We start from the raw sequence: 25,982 nt of genomic DNA, 5'->3' as shown, positions 1-25,982 counted from the left end.
AGCGCTTTGTCCTACAACTTCGTCCAGGGAATCGAACGAGGAGTTAGTCCATGGCCTACACCGTCATGATGGTATTCGGTACCCGCCCTGAAGCAATCAAGATGGCCCCACTGGCCCGGGTGCTGCGCAACTGGCCCGAAGTCGACCTGCATATCTGCTCCACCGGCCAGCACCGCGAGATGCTCGAGCAAGTGCTCACCGCCTTCGGCCTGCGGGTCGACCAGGACCTCAAGGTGATGACCCAGAACCAGACCCTCAACGGCCTGGCCCGCGACCTGCTGGACAAGCTCGACAGGGCCTATGAGCAGACCAGGCCCGACATCGTGCTGGTGCATGGCGACACCACCACCAGTTTCATCGCCTCCCTGGCCGCCTTCCACCGGCACATCCCCATCGGCCACGTCGAGGCCGGCCTGCGCACCGGCAACCTGCAGCAACCCTGGCCCGAGGAAGCCAACCGGCGCCTGACCGGGGTGCTCGCCGACCTGCACTTCACCCCCACCCGCGACTCCGACGCCAACCTGATCCGTGAAGGCGTGCCCCCGGAGCACATCGAGGTCACCGGCAACACGGTGATCGACGCCCTGCTGTGGATGCGCGACAAACTGCAGCGCGAAAATTGGCGCCCGGCCGCCGAATCGCCGCTGAATGTACTGCGCGATGATCAGCGCATGGTGCTGATCACCGGCCATCGTCGAGAAAACTTCGGCAGCGGCTTCGAGCGTATCTGCCTGGCCCTGGCCGAACTCGCCCTGCGCTACCCGGACGTACAGTTCCTGTACCCGGTGCACCTCAACCCACAGGTGCAGCATGCCGTGTACAGCGTGCTGTCCGGCCGCGAGAACATCCACCTGGTCGCCCCCCAGGACTATCCGCACTTCGTCTGGCTGATGAACCGAGCCCACCTGATCCTCACCGACTCCGGCGGTGTGCAGGAAGAAGCCCCCGCCCTGGGCAAGCCGGTGCTGGTACTGCGCAAGGTCACCGAGCGCCCCGCCGTGCTCAAGGGCGGCACGGTGAAGCTGGTCGGCACCCTGACCGAACGCATCGTCCACGAAACCAGCCAACTGCTCGACGACCCCGACGCCTACGCGCGCATGGCCCGGGTCTACACCCCGTTCGGTGACGGCCATGCCAGCGAGCGCATCGCCGAGCGCCTGAGCCGCTGGTTCGCCGAACAACATGCCGCACGGGCCAACGCATGAGCCTGGCTTTCGTCGACTTCCTCACCTACGTGCTGTTCGGCCTGAAGATCGTTGCCATCATCCTGGCCACGCTGATGTTTCTGCTGGGCCTGGACGACCTGTTCATCGACCTGTGCTACTGGGGCCGCACGCTGATCCGGCGCTTTCGCATCTACGACAAGCACGGCAAGGCCGACGAAAAACGCCTGTTCGAGGTGCCGGAAAAGCCCCTGGCGATCATGGTCCCGGCCTGGAACGAAGTTGGCGTGGTCGGCGAGATGGCCCGCCTGGCGGCATCGACCATCGACTACGAGAACTACCAGATCTTCGTCGGCACCTACCCCAACGATCCGCAAACCCAGGCCGACGTCGATGCCGTGTGCCTGCACTACCCCAACGTGCACAAGGTGGTCTGCGCCCGCCCCGGCCCCACCAGCAAGGCCGACTGCCTGAACAACATCATCGACGCCATTCTGCGCTTCCAGCAGGACGCGCGCATCGAGTTCGCCGGCTTCATCCTGCATGACGCCGAAGACGTCATCTCGCCCATGGAACTGCGCCTGTTCAACTACCTGCTGCCGAACAAGGACATGATCCAGATCCCGGTGTACCCCTATGCCCCGGAATGGAAAGGCTTCACCGCCGGGCACTATGTCGACGAGTTCGCCGAGAACCACGGCAAGGACGTGATCGTACGCGAGGCGCTCACCGGCCAGGTGCCCAGCGCCGGCGTGGGCACCTGCTTCAGCCGCCGGGCGATCAGCGCCCTGCTCGAAGACGGCGACGGCATCGCCTTCGACGTGCAATCGCTGACCGAGGACTACGACATCGGTTTCCGGCTCAAGCAAAAGGGCATGAAATGCATCTTCGCCCGCTACTCCATCACCGACCCGGCCCTGGCGCTCAAGCAGGACTGGCGCCCCGGCATGAGCCGCGCGTTCGCCCAGGTGATCTGCGTGCGCGAGCACTTTCCCCGCGACTGGCAGCACGCCATCCGGCAGAAGTCGCGGTGGATCGTCGGCATCGTGTTCCAGGGCACCAGCAACCTCGGCTGGAGCCGCACCGGCGCGCTCAACTACTTCCTCTGGCGCGATCGCCGCGGCCTGTTCGCCTACCTGCTGAGTTTTTTGGTCAACCTGTTGCTGCTGGTGCTGCTGGCCATGTGGCTGGTCACGGTGATCGCGCCGGAGTCGTGGCGTTTCATGTCGATCCTCAGCGATAGCAAGCTGCTCAGCGTGCTGCTTTGGCTCAATGGCCTGCTGCTGGTCAACCGGCTGTTCCAGCGGTTCTGGTTCGTCACCCGCTACTACGGCATCTTCGAGGGGCTGCTGTCGGCGCCACGGATGATGTGGAGCAACTTCGTCAACTTCTTCGCCAACCTGCGCGCCCTGCGCCAGGTGATGGAGATGGGCGACTCACGACGCGTGGCCTGGGACAAGACCACCCATGAGTTCCCTGCCCTCGCCACCCCGGCACGTACGCCGCTGGGGCATCGCCTGATGGAAAAGGGCCTGATCACCGAACAGCAGCTGGAGCAGGCGATTACCAGCCCGGTGCGCCGGCGCCTGGGCCGCGAACTGTTGCTGCGCGGCTGGCTGACCAGCGAACAGTTGGTCCAGACCCTGGCCGAGCAGCTCGACCTGCCGTGGGCGCCCCTCAACCCGTTCAAGATCGACCGGCAACTGATCGACAAGCTGCCGCGCAAGCTCGCCACCCACTACGGCGTGTTACCGGTAGAGGAAGACGGCGACACTCTGGTGCTGGCCAGCGAAAGCCCGGTCAGCCAGGTCTCGCTGGGAGTGATCAGCCGCCAGCTCAAGCGCCCGGTGCGTGCCCGTCTGGCCCCTCAGGGCCGGGTCACGCTCGGCCTGCGCTACCACTACCCGAGCCCCTGGCAGCAGCCCGAGACCCGCGAGATGCTCAAGGTGCTGGAGCGCCACCAGGACGATGCCGAACTGATCGAGAACGTCTGCACCCACCAGGTCATGCTCGGCACCCTGCTGCAAGTACGCGGCATGGTCCCAACCACCCTGTTCAACCAGGCACTGATCGACTTCGACCCCGAACGGCAGAGCCTTGGCGAGCACCTGATCGAGCGCGGGATCATCACCGAGGCCGTTTTGCAGCAGGCGCTCGACGAACAGGCCAGCGAACAGCAGGCCGCCTATGAACTGACCCGGGAGGTGGCATGACGCCGCGTTTTTCCCTGAGCCTGGCCAGCCTGTTGCTGTGCACCTCTGCCCTGGCCGCACCCACGGCGCCGATGAGCGACTTCCAGCGGTTCACCAGCTACCCGTTCATGGAACGTGGCTACCGTGAAGCGCAACGGGACAACTGGGCCGAGGTCGAGCGGCTGACCCGCCACGTGCTCAAGCGCGTGCCCAACAACAACGAGGCCCGCGCCCTGCTGGCCGAGGCCCTTGCCCACCAGCGCCGCTACAAGGAAGCCGAGGCCATCGCCGATGACCTCGACGACAACCCCGAACATGCCAACGCCCTGCTGGAGTTGCGCCTGACCTGGATCGAGCAGGACCCGCCGCCCGCCAGCCAGGTGGAGGGCTGGCTGGCCAGCAGCGACGCCAACCAGCGCATCCGCCTGTGGCAGGCCTACAGCCTGAGCCTGGCCAAGTTCGGTGGCGCACGCCGCGCCCTGGACTGGCTCAACCAGTTGCCGCCACGGGAGGACGGCGCTGTGCTGCGCCTGGCCCGGGGCACGTTCGCCGAACAGTTGCGCAACTGGGGGGAAACCATCGAGCAGTTGCAACCCTTGGCCGCCAAGGGCCAACTGCCACCGGCAGACTGGCAGCGGCTGGCCAATGCCTACATCCAGCAGGTCGACGAACAGGGCCTGACCAAGCTGCTGGCCAGCGCCCCATCACCCCAGGCTGCCACCCAGGCACGCCTGGCCATGGCCGAACGGGCCATCGCCATGGGCCATAACCAGCAAGCCCAACGCTGGTTGCAGAGCCTGCCCGCCGAACAATTGCAGCAGCCCGAACAGCGCCAGCAATTGTGGGAGCTGGCCCGCGCAGGCAACGACGCCGCACTGGTGCGCAACCTGAGCAACCAATTGCAACGCCCCTGCCTGGAAACCGTCGATTGGCTGTCGCGCAAGGACCCGGCGCAGGCTCGCGAGCAGCTGGGCCAATGCCAGGCCAATGACGATGAACGCGCTTACGCCATCCTCAAGCAGCGCTTGTATGGCGACCCGCCCCGCCCACCGCAACCCCACACGCCTGCGCAATGGGAGCAGCGGTACCGCCAGACCGGCGACCTCGCCGCGCTGGAGCAAGCCAGTTTCATGTGGCTGGAGCAAGGCCAGCCCGAGCGCGCCCGGCAACTGCTCGAGCAGGCCTACGACCGCCGCCAGGGCCGCCTCACACCTGCACTGCTGCAACGCCTGGGCAACCTCTACGCCCGCAACGACGGCCCGCTGAACAGCCAACGCATGCTGGCCCTGGTGCCACGGGTGGATGCCGCCACGCGCGCGCAACTGCTCGGCCGCCTGGCCGAGAACGGCCAGTGCGATGCCGTTCGCCGGGCGATCCCGGCCAACCCCAGCGAGGCCGGCCAGTACCGCGCCCTGGGCCGCTGTGCCATGCCCGACCGGCCCGGTGAAGCGGTTGTCTACTACCAGGCCGCCGAGCGCCTGGGCGACACCGGCAGCCGGCTGCCCCTGGCCTACGCCCTGGAGGCCTCGGGGGATTCCCAGGCGGCCCTGGCGATCTGGAACAGCCTGCCGGCCAGTGCCTGGACCGACAACGCCCGCCTCACCGCCGCCCGCAGCGCCCTGAATGCCGGCGACGCCAACGCCGCACGCCGCCATTGGGACGCCGCAGCGCACAACAGCGCCGACGACTGGGCACTAGGTGCTGCCATCGCCCAGCGCCAGGGCGATACCACGCAAGCGCTGGCGTTCCAACGTGAAGCCCTGCGCCACGCGCCCCGCGCCGACCACTACTACGCCGCCGCCAACACTGCCCAGCAGGCCGGCGACAGCGCCCAGAGCACCGCCTGGCTGGCCGAAGCCGTGCGCCTGGCCCCGGACCAACCGCGCTACCGCGCCGACTACGGCATGCGCCTGGCCGGTTCCGCGGACAAACAGCAACGCCGCCAGGCGATCCCCTACCTGGAACGCGCCACCCGCGATTTCCCCGAGGACTACCGCCTGGGCGAAACCCTGGCCCTGCGCTATGACGAAGCCGAGGACAGTGCCTCGGCCCGCCGCGAACTGCGCCGGGTGCTGGACGTCGAGCAGAACCTGGTCGACGGCGACGACGAGTACGGCAGCCTGGAGGCACGCAAGTACCGCCAACGCCGCGCCCACGAAACCCTGTCACGCCGCGACAGCATCACCCTGGCCAGTACCTGGTCGCCCGCCGGCACCTCGACCAACGACAAGTTCCTCGACAACGGCCAGCGCAGCGGCAGTTCGCGTCGCGCCCAGTCGCAGAACGTGCAACTGGCCATGTGGGACCACGCCCTGGGCGAGGAGCCCAGCCGCAACGGCAGCACTCTGTCGGTGTATGGCCGGGTGCTGTTCGGCGGCCAGAGTCGCACCGACTACGCGCAAAGCATGGGCACCGGCGTGGGCCTGCGTTACAAGCCGCTGGGCCAGGCCAACCTCAACCTATACGCCGAGCTTTATCACCAGCGCCAGATCGACAGCGACCACTACAACGGCCTGAGCCTGGGCGAGCTGCTCAGCCCGGCCAAGGTCGGCGGCAACTGGGGCGACCTGCGCCACCACGCCGAATCGAGCAACGACCTGCTGCTGCGAGCCACTGCGTCGTTCCTCGACCAGGGCCGCTACCGCAACGACTGGCGCATCGACGAGGACGACTGGGACGAGCGCTTCCTCTACCTCGACGCCGCCTGGTGGACCCGCGCAGGCGACCACGCCTGGCTGTCGCGCTTCCAGCAAGGGCATGCCTGGAAGCTGCGCGGTGACTCGCCGCAGACCATCATGCCCTACGGCTTCCTTGAGTTTTCCAGCCAGGACCCGAGCAACGACTGGCGCCAGGATGCCCGCACCGGCGTGGGCGTGCGCTGGCAATGGTGGTTCGACGATGACCGCTATAACGCCTACCGAGGCTCCGTCAAGGTCCGTGCCGAGTACCAGCAGTCGCTGGGGGGCAACCTCTATGAGCGGGCCAACGGTGTGCTGCTGGGTGTGGAGATGAACTTCTGATGCGTACGCTGCTGCTGGCCTGCCTGCTTGCCCTGTGCCTGCCCGCGCAAGCCGACCAGCGCCTGTTCTACCAGCCGCTCAACCGCGATGCCACGGTCACGCCAGCTCAATGGCAGCAGCTATGGCACGCCACCGTGGCCCAGGGCGGCAAGACCCTGATCGTGCAATGGAGCGCCTACGGCGACAGCGATTTCGGCGGTGCCGACGGCTGGCTCGCCGCCAGCCTGCGTGAAGCCCATGCCCAAGGGCTGGAGCTGGTGCTGGGGCTCTACATGGACCCGGCCTACTACCAGCGCCTGGAGCAACTGGATGGTGAAGGCCTGAACAACTACTTCAAGGCTCAACTGGGCCGTTCACTCAGCCACTATCAGCACCTGCGCGACAGCTGGCAGTTGCCGGTAAAGGGTTGGTACCTGCCGATGGAACTCGACGACCTGCACTTTCGCGACCCCGAGCGTCGGCAAGCGCTGCAGGTACAGCTTCAGGCCTTCAACCGCCAGTTGGACAAACCGCTGCATATCAGTGCCTTCAGTGCCGGGCAGTTGTCGCCGAGCGTCAATGGCGCCTGGTTGGACCAGTTGGCGGGCCTGGGCCTGACGGTCTGGTGGCAGGATGGCGCGGGGACGGGACGGCTGGCGCCCATGGTGCGCCTGGGGTATGAGCAGGCGCTGCCGTGCCGGGTGGGGGTGGTGCGCGAAGCCTTTCGCCAGGTCAGCACGCCAGGGCAAGCATTTCGCGCCGAGCCCGCGCAGCCCATGTTGACCGGGGGATGCCATGCCGAAGCGGTGTTTGCCTTGCGTTACAGGCCGTGGGCTAAAGGCGTGCTGTCGCAAGATTGAACCATGCCATTTGAAGAGGGTGTCTTCGCGGGGCAAGCCCGCTCCCACGCTGAAGAACTGCGCCAGCCCAGCTTATTGGTGCAGTCCATCAGCGTGGGAGCGGGCTTGCCCCGCGAGAGGCCCGAGACAACAACACATCAACTGCTGGCAACCCTGAACATGTACAAAACCCTCGAAGCCCACATCCGCCAGCAGGTCGCCCCGGCCGCCCTGCGCGCCGAGTTCCGCCAGCACGAATACGAGGCCATGCACCGCTTCTGCCTGCTGATCTTCTGCGTCGGCATCTCCATCTGGCTGGTCTTCGACCTGATCATCAGCTACCTAGGCGGCCAGGGCTTCACTTGGATTTCCGGCGCCTTCATCGCCGCGCTGTGCAGCCTCACCGTGGTGCTCGGCTTCACCCGCAAGAGCCGCCATTTCGACGTGCTGCACCTGCTGTTTCTCGGCGTGCTCACCTTGGGCATGCGCCTGGTGATCGACGGCATCCCCATCGCCCTGCGTCCGGTCTGGCTGATCCTGGTGGTCGCCACCGTGCTCTATACCGTGTCGGTCCTGCCGATACGGCGCTGGTCGTTCTTCACCGCCATGGCCATCACCTGGCTGATACTCAACCCCTTCTACCACACCCACATCCAGGTCCTGGAGCTCGAAGGCGCCATGCTGCTGAGCTACGCGGTATGCCTCAGCGGCCTGGTGATCTACAGCTACCTGCGCATCCGCCAGGCCAAGCTGCACAACTTCTACCTGTCCAAGGTGCTGCTCGACCAGGCCTATGTGGATGTGCTCACCGAAATCCCCAACCGCCGCTCGTTCATGGCCAAGGCCGAACGCCAGCTGCAGCTGGCCGGCCCCGGGCAGTACCTGGCGATGATCGACATCGACAACTTCAAGAAGGTCAACGACCAGTTCGGCCATGACATCGGCGACGAGGTGCTCAAACGCGTGGCCAGGCATATCCGCGCCTCGATGGGCGCCTTCGAGTTCGCCCGCCTGGGCGGCGAGGAATTCGCCATTTTCTTCCAGGGGCTGGACCAGCAGGCCGCCGAGCAGCAGGTGATCGCCCTGTGCCGCCGGGTGCGCGAAGACAGCGCCGAGTACCCGGTGACCATCAGCATCGGCCTGACCGCGGTGGCCAGTGGCGACACCCTGACCATGGCGCTGATCCGCGCGGACCAGGCGTTGTACGCGGCCAAGCACAGCGGCAAGGATAGGTTCGTATTGTGGACACGACAGTTGGTGGCGAACTGAACCGCCATCGCGGGGCAAGCCCGCTCCCACGATGTTGGACTACCCCCAAGAAACTGGACATCAATCCAACCTAGAACTGTCCAACTTTTGGGGGGCAGTCCACTGTTTGCGTGGGAGCGGGCTTGCCCCGCGATGGGCAGCATCACCCCGCCGGCAATCGAATCCTGAACTGCGCCCCACCCAGCGCCGACTGCGCCACGGTCAAGGTCCCGCCCTGCCCCTCGATGGCTCGCCGGCTGATCGCCAGCCCCAGCCCGAACCCGCCGGTATTGCGATCACGGCTACGGTCCAGGCGGTAGAACGGCTGGAAGATCCGCTCGCGCTCCTCCACCGGGATGCCAATGCCGTCATCTTCCACCGTCAGCAGGCAGGCGCCGTCGTCTTCCAGGCGCAGGCGCAGCAGCAGGCTCTCGTCGCAATAGCGCATGGCATTGCGCACCAGGTTCTGTACCGCGCGGGCGGTCAGCCTGGGGTCGAGCACGAAGCGCGGCAAGTCGCCCTCGCAGCGCACTTCCCACTGGATCCCCCGGCCATCGAGCTCCTCGGCAAAACTGCCGAGCACGCTGTCGACCAGCTCCAGCAGCGACACCTCGACCCGCTCGCGGGCCTGGTTGGCATTCTCCAGGCGGCTGTAGGACAGCAGCTCCAGCACCAGTTCATCCAGCTCGCGCACATGGCCGACCAACTCCAGCAGGCGCTTGCGGCTGGCCGGCGGCACTTCGTCGTACAGCAGCACCAGGCCGAAGTCGAGCCGCGTCAGCGGTGTGCGCAACTCATGGGACACGGCATTGAGTAGCTCGCGCTGCTGATTGAGGTGGCGCTCCAGGTCGCCGGCCATGGTGTCGAACACCCCGGCCAGCTCGCCGATGTTCGAGCGCGGCGGGATGTGCGTGCGCTCGGCCAGGTCGCCCTGGCCCAGGCGCCTCGCGGTCTCCTTCAGCCGCTCCAGGTCACGCCAGTGCGGCCATACCCACAGCAGCAGGCAACCGAGCATGGCGGCGCCGATCAGCACCGTCACGCCCCACGACAGCACGTTGATGTCCAGCGGGTCGGGCGGTGAGTGCAGGCGCACCAGCCACTGCTTGTCCAAGGGGGCCAGCACCGTTTCGTAGTAACCCCAGTCGGCGATCCGCACCGCGTGCTGGCCGTGCTCCAGGCGGGCCCGCTCTTCCTGGTCGAGGTCGGCCTGGTCCATCGTCAGCAGCTGCACCTCCAGCGGCGCAAAGGCCTTGGCCAACTCCTGCTCCACTGCAGGCCATTGCTCGCGCGGGGCTTGCTGGAACTGGCGCACGATCAACGACTGCACGCCCTTGGCCTGGTCCAGGTTGTAGGCCATGAAGCGCTCGTGGAAGGCGCCGACAATGGCATCGGGGATCAGCAGCAAGGCGCCGGCATAGGCGGCGATGATCACCAGGTACAGGCGCACCAGGATCTTCAGCATGGCGTATCAGTACTCCCACTCGACGCGGCTGAACAGGTAGCCCTTGCCCCACACGGTCTTGATCTTGCGCGCTTCGCCAGCGCTGTCGTCGAACTTGCGGCGCAGCTTGGAGATGGCCACGTCCACCGAACGGTCGGTGCCGTTGAACTCGATGCCGCGCAGCTGCTGCAGGATGCGGTCGCGGCTGAGCACCTCGCCGGCGTTGCGCGCCAGCACCACCAGCAGGTTGTACTCGCCGCTGGACAGTTCCACCTCTTCGCCACGCCAGCTGACCGTGCGCTCGGCCAGGTCGATGTGCAGGCCGCCGATGAGGATCTGCTCGCTGTCCAGGCGTGGCTCGTGGATGCTGCTGCGGCGCAGCAGGGTGCGCACCCGGGCCAGCAGCACGCGGGGCTCGCAGGGTTTTGTCACGTAATCGTCGGCGCCCATCTCCAGGCCCAGCACCTGGTCGTGGCTGTCGTCGCGGGCCGTCAGCATGAGGATCGGCAGGCTCTGCGACTCCTGGCGCAGCAGGCGGCACACCTGCAGGCCATCGAGGCCCGGCAGCATCAAGTCGAGGATCACCAGGTCCGGCTTGAGCTGGCGGAACGCATCCAGCACATGGTCGCCACGGGCGATCACCCGGACATGGAAGTCGTTGCGTTGCAGGTAGCTGGCGATCAGCTCGGACAGTGCGCTGTCGTCCTCGACCAGGAGAAGGTTGGGCATAAAGGGCTTTGACGAAGGAGTGAAGAGAGGCAGGATATCGAATCCTGCGCCGGGTGCCGCCGCTGCTTCACACTTTTTCACATACAGCCTACAGAGCTTAACAGCGCGCCCGCGAACGCTTGCCTTAGCATAGGCCCGATCAACCCTGGAAGATCCGTATGTCCATTTTGAGCACTTCGCGCCTGCGCCCCTTGGCGCTATTGGCGCTGTTAACCCTCTCGCTTGCCGGTTGCGATGACGCTGCCGAGCAGGAAGACCAAGCGCCCGTGTCGCAAGTGCGGGTAGAAACCCTGCAGTTGCAGGCGCTGGCCATCAGCAGCGAACTCAGCGGGCGCATCCTCGCCCCGCGCACCGCCGAGGTGCGCGCCCGGGTAGCCGGGGTGGTGCTCAAGCGGGTGTACCGCGAAGGCAGCGACGTCAAGCAGGGCGATGTCCTGTTCCTGATCGACCCGGCGCCGTTCAAGGCCGACCTCGACAGCGCCCGCGCTACCCTGGCCAAGGCCGAGGCCACGGTTTACCAGGCCCGCCTGCAAGAGCAGCGCTATCGCCAACTGGTCGACGACAAGGCGGTCAGCCGCCAGGAGTACGACAATGCCCGCGCCAGCTTCCTGCAGGCCGACGCCGCGGTGGCCGAAGCCAAGGCCGCCCTCGAGCGCGCCCGCCTCAACCTCGGCTACGCCACCGTTACTGCGCCGATCGCCGGGCGCATCGGCCGCGCACTGGTGACCGAAGGCGCACTGGTCGGCCAGAACGAGACCACGCCGCTGGCGACCATCCAGCAGCTGAACCCGATCCACGCCGACGTCACCCAATCTACCCGCGAGCTCAATGCCCTGCGCCGCGCGCTGCGGGCCGGCGAGCTGCAGCAGGTCGGCCAGGGCCAGGTCAAGGCCACCTTGATTCAGGACGATGGCAGCGCCTACCCGCTGCCCGGCAAGCTGCTGTTCTCCGACCTCAGCGTGGACCCGAGCACCAACCAGATCACCCTGCGCAGCGAGTTCCCCAACCCCGACCTCGACCTGTTGCCCGGCAGCTACGTGCGCGTGCGCCTGGACCAGGCCGTGCAACCCCAGGGCATCAGCGTGCCGCAACGGGCGATCCTGCGTGACAGCGCCGGCGTTCCCAAGGTGCTGGTGGTCGACCAACAGGACCGTATCAGCGAGCGCCAGGTGCAACTGGGCAGCGCCCAGGGCGACCGCTGGATCGTCAACGACGGCCTCAAGCCGGGCGAACGCGTCGTGGTCGAAGGCCTGCAGCACGTCAAGGCCGGTGACCAGGTGCAGGTCGACGAACAACCGGACGCACTCCCCATCGTCCAGCACAACGGCCAGTGAGGGCCTGATCCATGCCGCAGTTCTTCATTGACCGCCCGGTCTTCGCCTGGGTGGTCGCGCTGTTCATCCTGCTGCTCGGCGGCCTGGCCCTGCCGCAGTTGCCGGTGGCCCAGTACCCCGATGTGGCGCCGCCGCAGGTGGAAATCTACGCCGTGTACCCGGGCGCCTCGGCGGCGACCATGGACGAAAGCGTGGTCAGCATCATCGAGCAGGAGCTCAATGGCGCCGACAGCCTGTTGTATTTCGCCTCGCAAAGCAGCCTGGGCAGCGCCACCATCACCGCCAGTTTCCAGCCCGGCACCAACCCCGACCTTGCCCAGGTGGACGTGCAGAACCGCCTCAAGGTGATCGAGTCGCGCCTGCCGCGCCCGGTCACCCAGCAGGGCCTGCAGGTGGAAAAGGTGTCCACCGGTTTCCTGCTGCTGGCCACCCTCACCTCCGAGGACGGCAGCCTCGACGAGATCGCCCTGTCGGATATCCTCGCGCGCAACGTGATGAACGAGATTCGCCGGGTCAAGGGCGTGGGCAAGGCGCAGCTGTATGGCTCGGAACGGGCCATGCGGATCTGGATCGACCCGGCCAAGCTGGTCGGTTTCAGCCTCACGCCCAACGATGTGGCCGAGGCCATAGCCGCGCAGAACGCCCAGGTGGCGCCGGGCAGCATCGGCGACCTGCCCACCCGGCCGACCCAGGAAATCACCGCCAACGTGCTGGTCAAGGGCCAGTTGAGCACCCCCGAAGAGTTCGCCGCCATCGTGCTGCGGGCCAACCGCGATGGCTCGGCGGTGACCGTCGGCGATGTTGCCCGGGTCGAGATCGGCGCCCAGGAATACCAGTACGGCACCCGCCTCAATGGCAAGGCCACCAGCGCCTTCAGCGTCAAGCTGGCGCCAGGCGCCAACGCCATGGAAACCGCCACCCTGGTCAAGCAGAAGCTCGATGAGCTGTCGCGCTACTTCCCGGCCGGGGTGAAATACGACATCCCCTACGACACCTCGCCGTTCGTCAAAGTGTCGATCAAGCAAGTGATCAACACCCTGGTCGAGGCCATGGTGCTGGTGTTCGCGGTGATGTTCCTGTTCCTGCAGAACTTGCGCTACACCCTGATCCCGACACTGGTGGTGCCGGTGGCGCTGATGGGCACCTTCGCGGTGATGAACGCACTGGGCTTCTCGGTCAACGTGCTGACCCTGTTCGGCATGGTGCTGGCCATCGGCATCCTGGTGGACGACGCCATCGTGGTGGTGGAGAACGTCGAGCGGATCATGGCCGAAGAAGGCCTGCCGCCCAGGGAGGCCACGCGCAAGGCCATGGGCCAGATCAGCGGCGCCATCGTCGGCATCACCCTGGTGCTGGTGGCGGTGTTCCTGCCGATGGCCTTCATGAAAGGCTCGGTGGGGGTCATCTACCAGCAGTTCTCGGTGTCGATGGCGGTGTCGATCCTGTTCTCGGCGTTCCTCGCCCTGAGCCTCACCCCGGCGCTGTGCGCCACCCTGCTCAAGCCCATCGGCAAAGGCGAGCACCACCAACGCAAAGGCTTCTTCGGCTGGTTCAACCGCCGTTTCGACGGCATGAGCAACGGCTACCAGCGCTGGGTCACCCACGCCCTGGCGCGCAGCGGCCGCTACCTGCTGGTGTATGCCGCGCTGGTGGGGGTGCTGGTGTATGGCTTCAGCCAGTTGCCCAGTGCGTTCCTGCCCACCGAAGACCAGGGCTACACCATCACCGATATCCAGCTGCCGCCGGGCGCCAGCCAGGCGCGCACCATCGAAGTGGCGCGGCAGATCGAGGCGCACAACGCCGAAGAGCCGGGCGTGGCCAACACCACGCTGATCCTGGGCTTCAGTTTCTCGGGTAGCGGGCAGAACGCGGCGCTGGCCTTCACCACGCTCAAGGACTGGTCCGAGCGCGGCAGCGACGACAGCGCTCAGTCCATCGCCGACCGCGCGACCATGGCCTTCAGCCAGCTCAAGGACGCCATCGCCTACTCGGTGCTGCCACCGCCGGTCGACGGCCTGGGTGAGTCGAGCGGCTTCGAGTTCCGCCTGCAAGACCGCGGCGGCATGGGCTACAGCGAACTGATGCAGGCCCGCGACCAACTGCTGGAACAGGCGCGCAAGAGCAAGCTGCTGGTCAACGTGCGCGAAGCCTCGCTGGCCGAAAGCCCGCAGGTGGCGCTGGAAGTGGACCGCCGCCAGGCCAACGCGCTGGGCGTGTCGTTCGCCGCCATCGGCGAGGTACTCAACACCGCAGTGGGCTCCAACTACGTCAACGACTTCCCCAACCAGGGCCGCATGCAGCGGGTGGTGGTGCAGGCCGAAGGCGACCAGCGCAGCCAGGTCGAGGACCTGCTGAAGATCCATGTGCGCAACAACAGCGACAAGATGGTGCCCTTGGGCGCCTTCGTCACCGCCCACTGGCAGAGCGGCCCGGTGCAGCTGACCCGCTACAACGGCTACCCGGCGGTGTCGATCTCCGGTGAACCGGCGCCCGGCTACAGCTCGGGTGACGCCATGGCCGAGATCGAGCGCCTGGTGGCGCAACTGCCTGCCGGCGCAGGCCTTGAGTGGACCGGCCTGTCGCTGCAGGAGCGGCTGTCCGGCAGCCAGGCACCGCTGCTGATGGCGCTGTCGCTGCTGGTGGTGTTCCTGTGCCTGGCGGCGCTGTACGAAAGCTGGTCGATCCCCACCGCGGTGCTGCTGGTGGTGCCGCTGGGCGTGCTCGGCGCGGTATTGGCGGTGACCCTGCGCGGCCTGCCCAACGACGTGTTCTTCAAGGTCGGCCTGATCACCCTGATCGGCCTGTCGGCGAAGAACGCCATCCTGATCATCGAGTTCGCCAAGGAACTGGTCGACCAGGGCGTCGATGCCACCCAAGCCGCGATCCAGGCCGCCCGCCTGCGCCTGCGGCCGATCGTGATGACCTCGTTGGCGTTCATCCTCGGCGTGGTGCCCTTGGCCATCGCCAGCGGCGCCAGCTCGGCCAGCCAGCAGGCGATCGGCACCGGGGTGATCGGCGGCATGCTCAGCGCCACGTTCGCCGTGGTGTTCGTGCCGGTGTTCTTCGTGGTGGTGATGCGCCTGGCCGGGCGTGACCGGGCCAGGGAGAGCAAGCCAGTGGCCAGCGAAAGCTGACTGGACAAGCCCCTGGGTTGAATGAGAGGGTTCCCGGCATTGACTGCCCGGAACCCTTTTTCATGCCCGCTGCCCTGCCCCCCTGCTCGATCCTCATCCTCGCCGGCGGCCGTGGCCAGCGCATGGGCGGCCGCGACAAAGGCCTGGTGCCGTGGCGCGGCGAGCCGCTGGTGGCCCATGTGCAACGTGTGGTGCGTGGGTTGTCCGACGATGTGGTGATTTCCTGCAACCGCAACCAGGAGCTGTATCGGCCCTATGCTGATCAACTGGTTGGCGATGCCGAGGCCGACTTCCCTGGGCCGCTGGCCGGGGTGATTGCCGGGTTGGCGGTGGCCAGGCATGAATGGGTGGTGCTGCTGGCGTGCGATGCGCCCTTGGTTGATCAGGTGCTGATAGAGGACCTGCTGAAGCTGGCTGTAGAGCACGACAGTGCGGCGATGGTCCGTCAGGGGGGGTATTGGCAGCCGATGTTCAGTGTGCTGCCGCGGCGGGTGCTGCCGGTGCTGGAGCAGGCTTGGGCGGCGGGTGAGCGGAGTTTGCAGAAGGCGCTGTTGGTTGAGGCTGTGCAGGGGCTGGAATGTGCGGCAGGTGATCAGCGGCTGAGCAATTTCAATAGTCCTGAGTTTTTGCGGTGAAGTGATTGGGTTGATCGCCTTGGGGTCGCATTTGGGCGAACAGGTGCAAGGCGATAGATTTGCAGTGCCTATGAGATCGAGCGCCGCCCGCGCGGCGCATCGCGGGACAAGCCCGCTCCCACATTTGTTTCGGGCCAGTCTTTCCTGTGCCATTACCTGGTCCGCCTTGTTGGTACGACGCGGTTTTGGCGTGGTCGCTAATGCTGCTCCACATGACTCAAGACATGCACCAAGGCAGGCGCCGATACTTTCACAGAAATAATTGGCCCGAAACAGATGTGGGAGCGGGCTTGTCCCGCGATGCGCCGCGCGGGCGGCGCTCGATCTCATAGGCGCTGCAAAAACACCGGCGAGCACCCAGTGGCCATTACCCAATACCCCGCCCTGTTTCCATCGAACCACCTCAACGCGCAAGCTCCCCGATACTGATCTCACGCATCCGAAACTTCTGCACCTTCCCCGTCACCGTCATCGGGAACTCATCAACAAACCGGAAGTGCCTCGGCACCTTGAAATGCGCTATCCGCGCCCTCGCCCACTCACGCAGCTCGTCCTCGCTGGCGCCGTGCCCTGGGTGGAAGCGAATCCAGGCGACAATCTCCTCGCCATACTTGCTGCACGGAACACCGATCACCTGCACATCAGCCACCGCCGGGTGGGTAAAGAAGAACTCCTCCAGCTCGCGCGGGTAGATGTTCTCGCCGCCCCTGATGATCATGTCCTTGCTGCGCCCGACGATGCGCACATAGCCCTGCTCGTCCATCACCGCCAGATCGCCAGTGTGCATCCAGCCCTCGCCATCGATACTTTCGGCACTGGCCTTGGGGTTGTTCCAGTAGCCGAGCATCACGCTGTAGCCACGGGTGCACAGCTCGCCGATCTCGCCGCGCGGCAGCGTGTTGCCCTCAGCGTCGACAATCTTGTTCTCCAGCCGTGGCTGGGTGCGGCCGACACTGGTCACCCGGCGCTCAAGATCATCATCGGCGCCGGTCTGCAGCGACACCGGGCTGGTCTCGGTCATGCCGTAGGCAATCTGCACTTCACCCATGTGCATCTCGCCGATCACCCGGCGCATCACCTCGATCGGGCAGGTGGCGCCGGCCATGATCCCGGTGCGCAGGCTGGACAGGTCGAACTCGCCCCGGCGTGGGTGATCCAGCTCGGCGATGAACATGGTCGGCACGCCGTAGAGTGCGGTGGCGCGCTCTTCGGTCACGGCCTGCAGGGTCAGCAGCGGGTCGAAGGCGTCGTTGGGGTAGATCAGCGTGGCGCCGTGGGTCATGCAGCCGAGGTTGGCCATGACCATGCCGAAGCAGTGGTACAGCGGCACCGGTACCACCAGGCGGTCGTGCTCGGTGAGGCCGAGGCTTTCGCCGACCATGTAGCCGTTGTTGAGGATGTTGTGGTGGCTGAGGGTGGCGCCCTTGGGGAAACCGGTAGTGCCGGAGGTGTACTGGATGTTGATGGGGTCGTCCGGGCGCAGGCTGGCCTGACGGGCGGCCAGTTGCTCGCTGCCGACCTCCCCGGCCCTGGCCTGCAAGGCCGGCCACGGCAGAAAACCTGCTGGCGGCGCGCTGGCCAGGCTGATCACGCCACGCAGCTCGGGCAGGCGCTCGCAGGCCAGAGCACCGGGCTGGCTATCGCCCAGGCCGGGCACCAGCCCGAGCAGCATCGCGTGGTAATCGGAGGTCTTGAAGGCATCGGCGCAGATCACCCACCGGCAGCCGGACTGGCCCAGGGCGTAGTCCAGCTCGCTGCTGCGGTAGGCCGGGTTGATGTTGACCAGGATCGCGCCGACCTTGGCGCTGGCGAACTGGGTGATGCACCACTCGGCGCAGTTGGGCGCCCAGATGCCCAGGCGCTCGCCCGCCTGCACACCAAGGGCCATCAGTGCCCGGGCGTGCTGGTCGACCGCTGCGGCCAGTTGCCGCCAGGTGTAGCGCAGCTGCTGGTGACGGACGATCAGGGCCTCGCGGTCGGGGAAACGGGCGACGGTGGCGTCGAAGGCGTCGCCGATGCAGTGGTTGAGCAAGGGTTTGTCGGGGTTGCCTTGGGAATAGCTTGGCTGGGTCATGGGTATCTCTTGTAGTTCTGGTCTACCTGAACCATCGCCATCGCGGGGTAAGCCCGCTCCCACAGGGATCGCGCCAGCCCTTTGAATTGTGAGCAAGACAGTTGCTCCCACGTGGGAGCGGGCTTGCCCCGCGATGGGGTTACCTGACGAACACCTGCGGCGTGGTGGTCGACATGTCACCGCCTGGCAGCTTGATGTTCTTCACCTTCTCCAGCGTATTCGGGTCGAACACCGCCAGGTCATTGAAGGTGCCGCCCAGGTACAGCTTGTCGCCCGCCTTGTCGAAGGTCACGCAGTAGTAGGTATGTTCCAGATTGGCGGCCTTGACCAGCTTCTTCTGCTTGATGTCGTAGCGCGCCAGGCGGTTGAGCACGCCGTACATCTGGTTACCATCCTTCGGCGAGCGCAGGCCGGTGAAATACAGCTCGGTCAGCTCGGCGAATTCCTCGGTGTGGGCCTTGCCGGTCTTCAGGTCAATGCTCAGGTAGCCGTACAGCGGCTCGGCGGTGGCCGGGTCCTGCTTGGCATCCTTGAACTTGGCAATGGTGTAGAGCATCGAGAACTCATGCCGCGAGCTCTGGTGCGGCCAGAAGTACAGCACGTCAGGTGCGCTGTAGCCGGGGCGGTTCCAGTTGCGCAGCGGCAAGGCGACGGTGTATTTGCCGGTCTTCACGTCCATCTTGTAGATGTCCGGCCCGGCCACGTACAGGCTGCCGTCGTCGGCGGCGCGCATCAGGTACACCTGGCGCGGCATCGGGAAGGTTCGCACCGGCTTGGCGTCCAGCCCGTCACTGGTGCGGAACACCTCCAGGCGCGGCGGCTTGACCACGTAATGGTCGTTCAGGCGCTGGCTGGGGTTGACCGTGGCATAGACTTCCTTGCCGTCGGGGCTGATGGCGAAGGAGTACATGGCCTTGCCCACCTCGCCCGGCACGCTGGACAGGTTGGCGTGGAAGGTGGTCTTGCAGCTGTCCAGGTCGATGCCATAGATATCGGCAAAGTGGTTGTTGAGCACGTAGGCGGTGCGGTTGTCCGGCGCCATCATCGCCGTGCCCGGGCCAAACGAATCGGGCATGCGGCAGGTCTTGTACAGGGTGTCGCTGGCCACCTCGACCACATGCAGGTTGTTCGGGTAGTTGGTGGCGATCAGGTATTCGTGGCCGGCCTGCAGGGCTTTGCCTGCATCGTCGGCCTGGGCCGCCCAGGCGCAGGCCGTAGCGGCGACGCTAAGCGCGAGTTGCGCGCAGAATCCAGGTTTCATGCGGTTTCCCCTTGTCGTTCTATTTGTCTTTCGGGAATACGGTGCCGAGGTTGCGCCAGTCTTCGGCGGAGTTGGTCGCCTGGGCGTTCCAGTCCTGGTAGGTGCTCATCATGTCCGGCACCTGGGCCGGCCACCAGCAAGGGTCGGAACAGCCATACAGGTCGGCCTCCATCGGCTGGCACAGCGAGCTGACGCCACCAAAGGCGTCCACCTCCCAACCCGGGTCGGTGGTGGCGGTGCAGCCGGCCACGGCGCTCATCGCCAGCACTTCTTCGACGCGGTCCTCTGCGGCAGCCTGCTCAAGGATGCGCGCCTTGTTGTTCAGCGGTTTGAGGTGCTTCATGTCAGTGCGCCTTCCTGGGGGTGATGTAGCGATCGATGAAGGCCGGGTTGGCGGCCATGATGCGGCTGTAGACCTCGATGCCGAAGTCGACCCAGTCGCGCATCAGTTCGCAGTAGTGGTAGGTCGGGTGCTGCGGGTCGCCGTAGCGGGCGTAGCTTTCGTGATAGCAGCCGCCGGAGCACAGGTTGCGGATGCGGCAGCTGTCGCAGCCGGTGCCACTGCGGTCCAGGCGCTGCGACAGGAAGTCGTTGAGCTGTGCCTGCTTCACGCCCTGGTGCACGTTGCCGAAGGTCGGCAGGCTGGAGCCGGTGAAGCGGTGGCACAGGTTCAGCTCGCCCTGGTGGTCCACTGCCAGCATCTTCAGCCCGGCACCGCACGGCAGGGCCTTCTTGTGGCCCTCGTGGATGTCGGTGATCAACTGGTGCAAGTTGGAGAAGCCGATGTTGCGGTGCTCCAGCGCCGCCTCCAGGTAGCGCCGGCCGAGGGCCTTCATGTTGTCGAACACCTGCACCAGCTCTTCGCCAGTGAGGTTGAAGTCAGCCATGTCACCGGAGGTCACCGGGGCGAAGCCCACCTCGGCAAAGCCCATCTCGTTGAACAGGTGGTTCCAGATGGTCTCCACATCGGTGATGCCACGGGTCAAGGTCACGCGGGCCCCCACCGGCCGGCTGTCATAGCGCGACAGCAGCATGTCGGCCTTGCGCCGCACCACGTCGTAGGTGCCCTGCCCGCCCACGGTGATGCGGTTGCGGTCGTGCACGGTCTTGGGCCCGTCGATGCTGATGGACAGCCCGAAACGGTGGGCGTTGAGCCAGTCGACGATCTCTTCGGTGAGCAGCGTGGCGTTGGTGGTCATGATGAACTCCACCTGTTTGCCGGCCTCGGCGAAACGCCGCTCGCAGTAAGCCACCATATGCTCGATCAGCGGCCGGTTGGACAACGGTTCGCCGCCGAAGAACACCACGCTGTAGCGGGTTTCGTCGGGCGACTCCTTGAGCAGCATCTCCACCGAGGCCTCGGCGGTGGCGGTGCTCATCTTCTTGCCGGCCGAAGGCTTGTCGAGGTCTTCCTTGTAGCAATAGGTGCAGCTGAGGTTGCAACCGGTGTTGACGTTGAGCACCACGGTGTTGAGCGCCGTGCGCTCGACCTGCTTGAGGGCGATCTCCGGGGTCAGCGGCGAGCCGTCGCTGACCACTTCCAGGGCGATCAGCTCGAGCAGGGTTTCCTGTATGTCCTGCCCGTCGAACTGCTGGCCGAGCTGCTGCATCAACTCCTCGGCAGAGCAGCCTTGGCGGCGCAGGGTGTCGATGATGCCGCCGGTCACCGCATCGGTGGCGAACAGCGAACTGCTGGGGATATGGAACAGCATGCGGTCGGCATCCACCTGCACTTCGTGCAGGTTGCGTTCGACCAGGTTCAGTAGTGCGCCCATGGCGACCTCCCGATAATCGATTCGTCAGGTGTTTACGCGCTTCGCCTCTGCCCTCAAGGCAGCGGCGGGTTGTTCCAGCGCTGCACGGTGACGATCATGTGGCCCTCGCCGGTCTGGCCGCCGTCCGCCAGGGTGGCGATCACCTTCAAGTTGCCGGCGTTGTTGGTCATCATCTTGCGTTCAGGGTTGGGCCCTGCACCGCCAGGTACGAACACGCCGTCGGCCTGCATCTGCCCGGCGAACTTGACGTCTTCGTCCTCGACCGCCCGCTCGTTGAACGGCTCGACTTTCCAGGTGGCCGGCAGGTAGCCGATGCGCAGCGGCTGGCCGCTGGCGTCCTTGCCCCAGGCCTCGGCCTCGAAACGGCCCTGGACCTTGGGCACCGAAGCGCCGTTTTCGCCGATGCGGGCGATGGAGAACGCCGGCACCACCTTGACCTCGTCGACCTTGTCGTACACCGCCAGTTGCAGGCCCTTGAGCGCGCCCACCGACACCTCGCGCTGGCCGGCGGCGGCATCCTTGGCGGCACGCGCCTTGACCCGGATCAGCGTCGGGGTCGACTCCAGCACTTCGGTCACGGCCACACCCGCGCCCAAGTCCGGCTTGCCGGACAGGTCGCTGCCCACCAGGGTGATCTCGCTGTCGCTGCCAGCCTTGATGAAGGCCGGCTGCACCGCCAGCAAACGCCCTTGGCCAGCCTTGGCGGCGTTGAAGTCCAGACCGCGCTCGTCATGCTCGGCCTCGAACATGCGGCCCTTCATCTGCCCGTCGATGGCGGCGAACACCTGGCGCAGGTTGGCCTCACCGACCTTGACGTTGCCACGCCACTCGTAGCCGTTGTAGAGGATCGCCGAGCCGCTGCCGTTGAACGGCGTACCGTCGGCATAAGCCCCCTTGACCTCGACCTTGAAGGTGTCGCCCTCGCCTGCGCTGACACTCATCACCCCGCGCACATCGCCCTTGGCGAGCATATGGCCGCTGAACGCCCACTGCCCCACCAGCGCGTCGGCCTTGGGCCGGGCCTTGAGCCATTCGGCCCAGGCCGGGTTGTCGAGGGGGAAGCGCTTGGCCAGGTCCGGCACCATCTGCTTGAGGGCGATGTCCAGCCAGTCGCGGTCGCGGGCCTGGGCCTGGTACTCGAGGGACGGCCACTGGCTCAGGTGGAAGTTGACCAGGTGCTCCCATTCCTGGGCCGGGCGCCGTTGCAACGCAACCCGGGCACCGGAGTGGCAACGCCCGCACATCTGGCTGAGCTGATCGTCGAAGTGCTCGACGGTGTTGAGCCTGCGCTCCATGGCGTAGCGAACGCCGTCGGTCTCGCTGGGTGCCAGGCCCTGCTTGTCGGCCAGGTACTTGACCAGGGTGCGGCGGTCGTCGTCGCTGATCGAAAGGCCGTGCATCACCTGCATGCGGGCGATGCTCATCAGCCAGCCTTCGGGGGTCTTGCGCTGGTGGCTGATACGGCTGTAGCTGTCGTTGCCCTCGGGGATATGGCACCCCATGCACTTGTTCTGCAACAGGCTCGGGCCCTGCTCGGCCGCCATGGCCTGGGCGGACAGCAGTGCGGTGGCGACCAGCGCCAGTGTGCCCGCCTGCCGCCGGAGTCGAGTCGTCTTCAAGGTCAGACCTCCACGGTGTTGTTCTTATCGTTATTGCACGCTTGGGTACTGCGGTGTGCATGTGACAGTTGCGATACAGGAAGTGTGCCAGTTGCAGCAAAAATGTTTTGGATCAGTGAGTTGTCTGGGTTTTGCGGGTATGGACCAGCGATTGGGATTGTAGGTGAACGTCCCATTTCGCGACTGGGTGTTTCACCTTGAGACAACCGCCGGGGGCTGGCAATGCCAGCGCCGCCGTGCGGCCCTTTCGCGGCACAAGGCCGCTCCTGCAGGAGACCGCGATCCTCTGTAGGAGCGGCCTTGTGTCGCGAAAGGGCCGCAAAGCGGCCCCAGCGCCCGTGAATCTGTGTCACATGCCGTCTCACCCGATCTCAATATGCAACAGATCACCCCTGATTCCTTCTACTCCCAATCAGGCAAAAGCCATCGCTAGCTGGGCCTCACCCAGCATCTGAGTCCTTTGGCACGCCCATTGCCCCTGCCCTGCTCACAACCATGACAAGAGGCACCGCCCCATGCATTCCGAACTGCCGATCCTCCCCGCCACACGCGACTTCCTCGCACGCAAGCTCAGGATGCGCATCGGCGCCGACTGGCAGGACGCCGTCAGCGGTCGCACCTTGAGCTTTCGCAACCCGGCCACCGGCGAAGTCCTTGGCGAGGTGCCCGCAGCCGAACCGGAAGATGTCGACCGCGCCGTGCGCGCCGCGCGCCAGGCCTTCGACGATTCGGCCTGGAGCCGCACTCGCCCGCGTGAACGGCAGAACCTGCTGTGGCGCCTGGCCGACCTGATGCAGCGCGACGCCCAGCAGCTGGCCGAACTGGAATGCCTGAACAACGGCAAGAGCGCCGCCGTGGCGCAGGTGATGGACGTGCAACTGGCCATCGACTTCCTGCGCTACATGGCCGGCTGGGCCACCAAGGTCGAAGGCAGCACGGTCGAGCCTTCGCTGCCGCTGATGCCCAACGACCAGTTCCATGGCTTCGTGCGCCGCGAAGCCGTGGGCGTGGTCGGCGCCATCGTCGCCTGGAATTTCCCGCTGCTGCTGGCCTGCTGGAAGCTCGGCCCGGCCCTGGCCACCGGCTGCACCATGGTGTTGAAGCCCGCCGACGAAACCCCGCTGACCGCGCTCAAGCTCGCCGAGCTGGTGGATGAAGCCGGCTACCCGGCCGGGGTATTCAACGTGGTCACCGGCACTGGCCTGAACGCCGGCGCTGCGCTGAGCCGCCACCCGGGCGTGGACAAGCTAACCTTCACCGGCTCCACCGAGGTCGGCAAGCTGATCGGCAAGGCGGCCATGGACAACATGACCCGCGTCACCCTGGAGCTGGGCGGCAAGTCGCCGACCATCGTGCTGCCCGATGCCAACCTGCAGGAGGCCGCCGCCGGTGCTGCCACGGCGATCTTCTTCAACCAGGGCCAGGTGTGCTGCGCCGGCTCCCGGCTGTACGTGCACCGCAAGCATTTCGACAACGTGGTGGCCGACATCGCCGGCATCGCCAATGGTATGAAGCTCGGCAACGGTCTGGACCCGTCGGTGCAGATGGGCCCGTTGATCTCGGCCAAGCAGCAGGACCGGGTCACCGGCTACATCGATCTGGGTCGTGAACTGGGCGCCACCATCGCCTGCGGCGGCGAAGGCTTCGGCCCGGGCTACTTCGTCAAGCCGACGGTGATCGTCGACGTCGACCAGCGCCACCGCCTGGTGCAGGAGGAAATATTCGGCCCGGTGCTGGTGGCCATGCCGTTCGATGACCTCGACGAGGTGGTGCGCATGGCCAACGACAACCCCTACGGACTGGGCGCGAGCATCTGGTCCAACGACCTGGCTGCCGTGCACCGGATGATCCCGCGCATCAAGTCCGGCTCGGTCTGGGTCAACTGCCACAGCGCCCTGGACCCGGCGCTGCCGTTCGGCGGCTACAAGCTCTCGGGCGTCGGCCGCGAGATGGGCGCGGCGGCAATCGAGCATTACACCGAGCTCAAGTCGGTGCTGATCAAGCTCTGATCATTTACCTGTACCGGCCTCTTCGCGGGTAAACCCGCTCCCACAGGATCACCACAGATCTGAAAACCCTGGGGTCCTTGTGGGAGCGGGTTCACCCGCGAAAGGGCCGGCACATGCCACCCCAAAAACAACAACAAAAACATGGAGCACACCATGAGGCACACACTCGCCTGCACATTGGCCCTGCTGTTGAGCGCACCCGCCACCCAGGCCTACGAGCTGTACAACCACAACGGCACCACCCTTGATGGCAACCTCGAAGCGCTGTTCGGCATCTTCCACAGCGACGAAAGCTTCAACCAGTTCGGCAACCGCCAGCCCGGCAGCAGCAACTGGCGCGAGGGCTACGTCAAGTACGGCCTCAGTGGCAGCCAGGCCATCGCCGACAGCGGCGCGCTCTACGGCGCGTTCAGCCTGCTCAGTTCCGCCACCTGGGGCGATGGCGACGCCGCCGGTTTCACCCTGGGCGACGAACGCCGCACCGCCGTCGAAGACCTGTACCTGGGCTGGCGCTCCGGCACCCTGTTCCCGGCGCTGGGCGAAGACGGCATTGATATCTCCGGCGGCCGCCAGCTGGTCACCCTGGGCGATGGTTTCCTGATCCAGGGCGACCCGGTCAACGCCGGCAACGTCGACCTGGGCGCCAACTTCGACCGGGGCGGCGCCTACTACCTGGCCGCGCGCAAGGCCTTCGACCGCACCGCCGTGCTGCGCCTGGGCGGCAAGCAGGGCTGGCGCGGCGACCTGATGTGGCTCAAGTCCGACAACCACTTCCAGGCCGACAGTTCCATGGCCGTGGCCAACCTTGAGCATGTGGCCGACGCCGGCACCGTCGGCCTGAGCTGGATCCACGGCCTGGACGTGGACCGGCGCTACGCCGAGATCCTCGGCCTCGAGCACCGCGATGGCATGGACACGGTGAGCCTGCGCGGGCGCGGCAACCTGGGGGTGAAGGACCTGGAGCTGGCAGCGGAATATGTCACCCAGGACCGCACCGGCGGGCGTGAAGATGCGTGGTACCTGGAGGGCAACTGGACCTTCTCCGGCCTGCCCTGGTCGCCCACCGCCACTTACCGCTACAGCCGCTTCTCGGAACACTTCGACCCGCTGTTCTATGGCCTGAGCCGCGGCTACGGCACCTGGTTCCAGGGTGAGGTGGCGGCCAACTATGCCGGGCCGTTCAACAGCAACAGCCAGGTCCACCATGTGGCGCTCAAGGCCACGCCCCGTGAGGGGCTGACCGTGGGCGCGCTGTATTTCGACTTTGACCCACTAAGCACCGGCAAGAACAATCTCGGGGGACGCGAGCTGGACCTGTACCTGGAATGGATGGTCAACGAGCACTGGCTGATCAGCCCGTTGGTGGGGTTCTACAAACCTGAGCGCAATGCCGACAACGGCGGCGTGCAACTGGGTAGCCGGGATACCGGGACCTATCTGCAGTTGGTGGTCGGGACCTTCTTCTGACGATACTTCGGCGTTGCCTATGCCATCGCCATCGCCGGCTTGCCGGCGATGGGGCGCAAAGCG

General features: G+C 66.0%; 17 protein-coding genes. 10 read left to right on the top strand and 7 right to left on the bottom strand.

Going from position 1 to position 25,982, the window contains the following annotated elements:
• The first annotated feature begins 50 nt into the window (after positions 1 to 50).
• The 5 genes from wecB to ACO6VM_RS00810 all read left to right on the top strand — a co-directional run bounded on the left by wecB (position 51) and on the right by ACO6VM_RS00810 (position 8,462).
• Positions 51 to 1,205 (top strand): non-hydrolyzing UDP-N-acetylglucosamine 2-epimerase, encoded by a 1,155-nt coding sequence (gene wecB / locus ACO6VM_RS00830; RefSeq protein ID WP_401059152.1) that lies wholly within the window; start codon positions 51 to 53, stop codon positions 1,203 to 1,205.
• Positions 1,202 to 3,376 (top strand): cyclic di-3',5'-guanylate-activated glycosyltransferase NrfB, encoded by a 2,175-nt coding sequence (gene nrfB / locus ACO6VM_RS00825; RefSeq protein WP_422402587.1) that lies wholly within the window; start codon positions 1,202 to 1,204, stop codon positions 3,374 to 3,376. The genes wecB and nrfB overlap by 4 nt, the downstream gene beginning before the upstream one ends.
• Entirely contained in the window at positions 3,373 to 6,375 is a 3,003-nt protein-coding gene (locus tag ACO6VM_RS00820; protein WP_422402586.1) for a phage receptor, read from the top strand. The genes nrfB and ACO6VM_RS00820 overlap by 4 nt, the downstream gene beginning before the upstream one ends.
• Positions 6,375 to 7,214, top strand: a complete 840-nt coding sequence (locus ACO6VM_RS00815) for a DUF4434 family protein (protein ID WP_422402585.1) — start codon at positions 6,375 to 6,377, stop codon at positions 7,212 to 7,214. The genes ACO6VM_RS00820 and ACO6VM_RS00815 overlap by 1 nt, the downstream gene beginning before the upstream one ends.
• A gap of 159 nt (positions 7,215 to 7,373) precedes the next feature.
• Positions 7,374 to 8,462: a GGDEF domain-containing protein gene (locus ACO6VM_RS00810; RefSeq protein ID WP_422402584.1), complete on the top strand. Its 1,089-nt coding sequence runs from the start codon at positions 7,374 to 7,376 to the stop codon at positions 8,460 to 8,462.
• Positions 8,463 to 8,604: 142 nt separating this feature from the next.
• Here ACO6VM_RS00810 and ACO6VM_RS00805 read toward each other — a convergent pair whose 3' ends face one another.
• Positions 8,605 to 9,903: an ATP-binding protein gene (locus ACO6VM_RS00805; protein ID WP_422402583.1), complete on the bottom strand. Its 1,299-nt coding sequence runs from the start codon at positions 9,901 to 9,903 to the stop codon at positions 8,605 to 8,607.
• A 6-nt stretch (positions 9,904 to 9,909) separates the two neighbouring features.
• Complete coding sequence (locus ACO6VM_RS00800) at positions 9,910 to 10,611, bottom strand: response regulator transcription factor (RefSeq protein WP_110994497.1); 702 nt, start codon at positions 10,609 to 10,611, stop codon at positions 9,910 to 9,912.
• 158 nt (positions 10,612 to 10,769) lie between these two features.
• On the opposite strand from ACO6VM_RS00800, the gene ACO6VM_RS00795 reads away from it, so the two are divergent.
• The 3 genes from ACO6VM_RS00795 to mobA all read left to right on the top strand — a co-directional run bounded on the left by ACO6VM_RS00795 (position 10,770) and on the right by mobA (position 15,714).
• Complete coding sequence (locus ACO6VM_RS00795) at positions 10,770 to 11,945, top strand: efflux RND transporter periplasmic adaptor subunit (protein WP_401059140.1); 1,176 nt, start codon at positions 10,770 to 10,772, stop codon at positions 11,943 to 11,945.
• 11 nt (positions 11,946 to 11,956) lie between these two features.
• Positions 11,957 to 15,079: a multidrug efflux RND transporter permease subunit gene (locus tag ACO6VM_RS00790; protein WP_422402582.1), complete on the top strand. Its 3,123-nt coding sequence runs from the start codon at positions 11,957 to 11,959 to the stop codon at positions 15,077 to 15,079.
• Positions 15,080 to 15,141: 62 nt separating this feature from the next.
• Positions 15,142 to 15,714 carry a molybdenum cofactor guanylyltransferase MobA gene (gene mobA / locus ACO6VM_RS00785; protein ID WP_422402581.1) on the top strand — a complete coding sequence of 191 codons (573 nt, stop codon included), beginning with the start codon at positions 15,142 to 15,144 and terminating at the stop codon, positions 15,712 to 15,714.
• A gap of 403 nt (positions 15,715 to 16,117) precedes the next feature.
• On the opposite strand, the gene ACO6VM_RS00780 is transcribed toward mobA, so the two are convergent.
• The 5 genes from ACO6VM_RS00780 to peaA all read right to left on the bottom strand — a co-directional run bounded on the left by ACO6VM_RS00780 (position 16,118) and on the right by peaA (position 22,443).
• The gene (locus tag ACO6VM_RS00780) at positions 16,118 to 17,788 is read right to left on the bottom strand and encodes a fatty acid CoA ligase family protein (RefSeq protein WP_422402580.1); all 1,671 of its coding nucleotides are present in this window, start codon (positions 17,786 to 17,788) and stop codon (positions 16,118 to 16,120) included.
• Between the two features lie 139 nt (positions 17,789 to 17,927).
• Positions 17,928 to 19,049: a quinohemoprotein amine dehydrogenase subunit beta gene (gene peaD / locus ACO6VM_RS00775; protein ID WP_323830983.1), complete on the bottom strand. Its 1,122-nt coding sequence runs from the start codon at positions 19,047 to 19,049 to the stop codon at positions 17,928 to 17,930.
• 19 nt (positions 19,050 to 19,068) lie between these two features.
• Positions 19,069 to 19,392, bottom strand: coding sequence for a quinohemoprotein amine dehydrogenase subunit gamma (qhpC, locus tag ACO6VM_RS00770; protein WP_046855356.1), 324 nt, complete (start codon positions 19,390 to 19,392; stop codon positions 19,069 to 19,071).
• Between the two features lies 1 nt (position 19,393).
• Positions 19,394 to 20,824: a quinohemoprotein amine dehydrogenase maturation protein gene (peaB, locus tag ACO6VM_RS00765; RefSeq protein WP_422402579.1), complete on the bottom strand. Its 1,431-nt coding sequence runs from the start codon at positions 20,822 to 20,824 to the stop codon at positions 19,394 to 19,396.
• Positions 20,825 to 20,877: 53 nt separating this feature from the next.
• The gene (peaA, locus tag ACO6VM_RS00760; RefSeq protein ID WP_401059130.1) at positions 20,878 to 22,443 is read right to left on the bottom strand and encodes a quinohemoprotein amine dehydrogenase subunit alpha; all 1,566 of its coding nucleotides are present in this window, start codon (positions 22,441 to 22,443) and stop codon (positions 20,878 to 20,880) included.
• 515 nt (positions 22,444 to 22,958) lie between these two features.
• Here peaA and ACO6VM_RS00755 point away from each other — a divergent pair.
• Positions 22,959 to 24,452, top strand: coding sequence for an aldehyde dehydrogenase family protein (locus tag ACO6VM_RS00755; RefSeq protein WP_422402578.1), 1,494 nt, complete (start codon positions 22,959 to 22,961; stop codon positions 24,450 to 24,452).
• Between the two features lie 153 nt (positions 24,453 to 24,605).
• Positions 24,606 to 25,919, top strand: a complete 1,314-nt coding sequence (locus ACO6VM_RS00750) for a hypothetical protein (protein WP_422402577.1) — start codon at positions 24,606 to 24,608, stop codon at positions 25,917 to 25,919.
• The last annotated feature ends 63 nt before the right edge of the window (positions 25,920 to 25,982 follow it).

This window comes from Pseudomonas sp. GZD-209 (assembly GCF_049310485.1).
In the GTDB taxonomy this organism is placed as follows: domain Bacteria; phylum Pseudomonadota; class Gammaproteobacteria; order Pseudomonadales; family Pseudomonadaceae; genus Aquipseudomonas; species Aquipseudomonas sichuanensis.
Note: the sequence above shows the minus strand (reverse complement) of the source record. Positions and strands in the feature narration are given on the sequence as shown.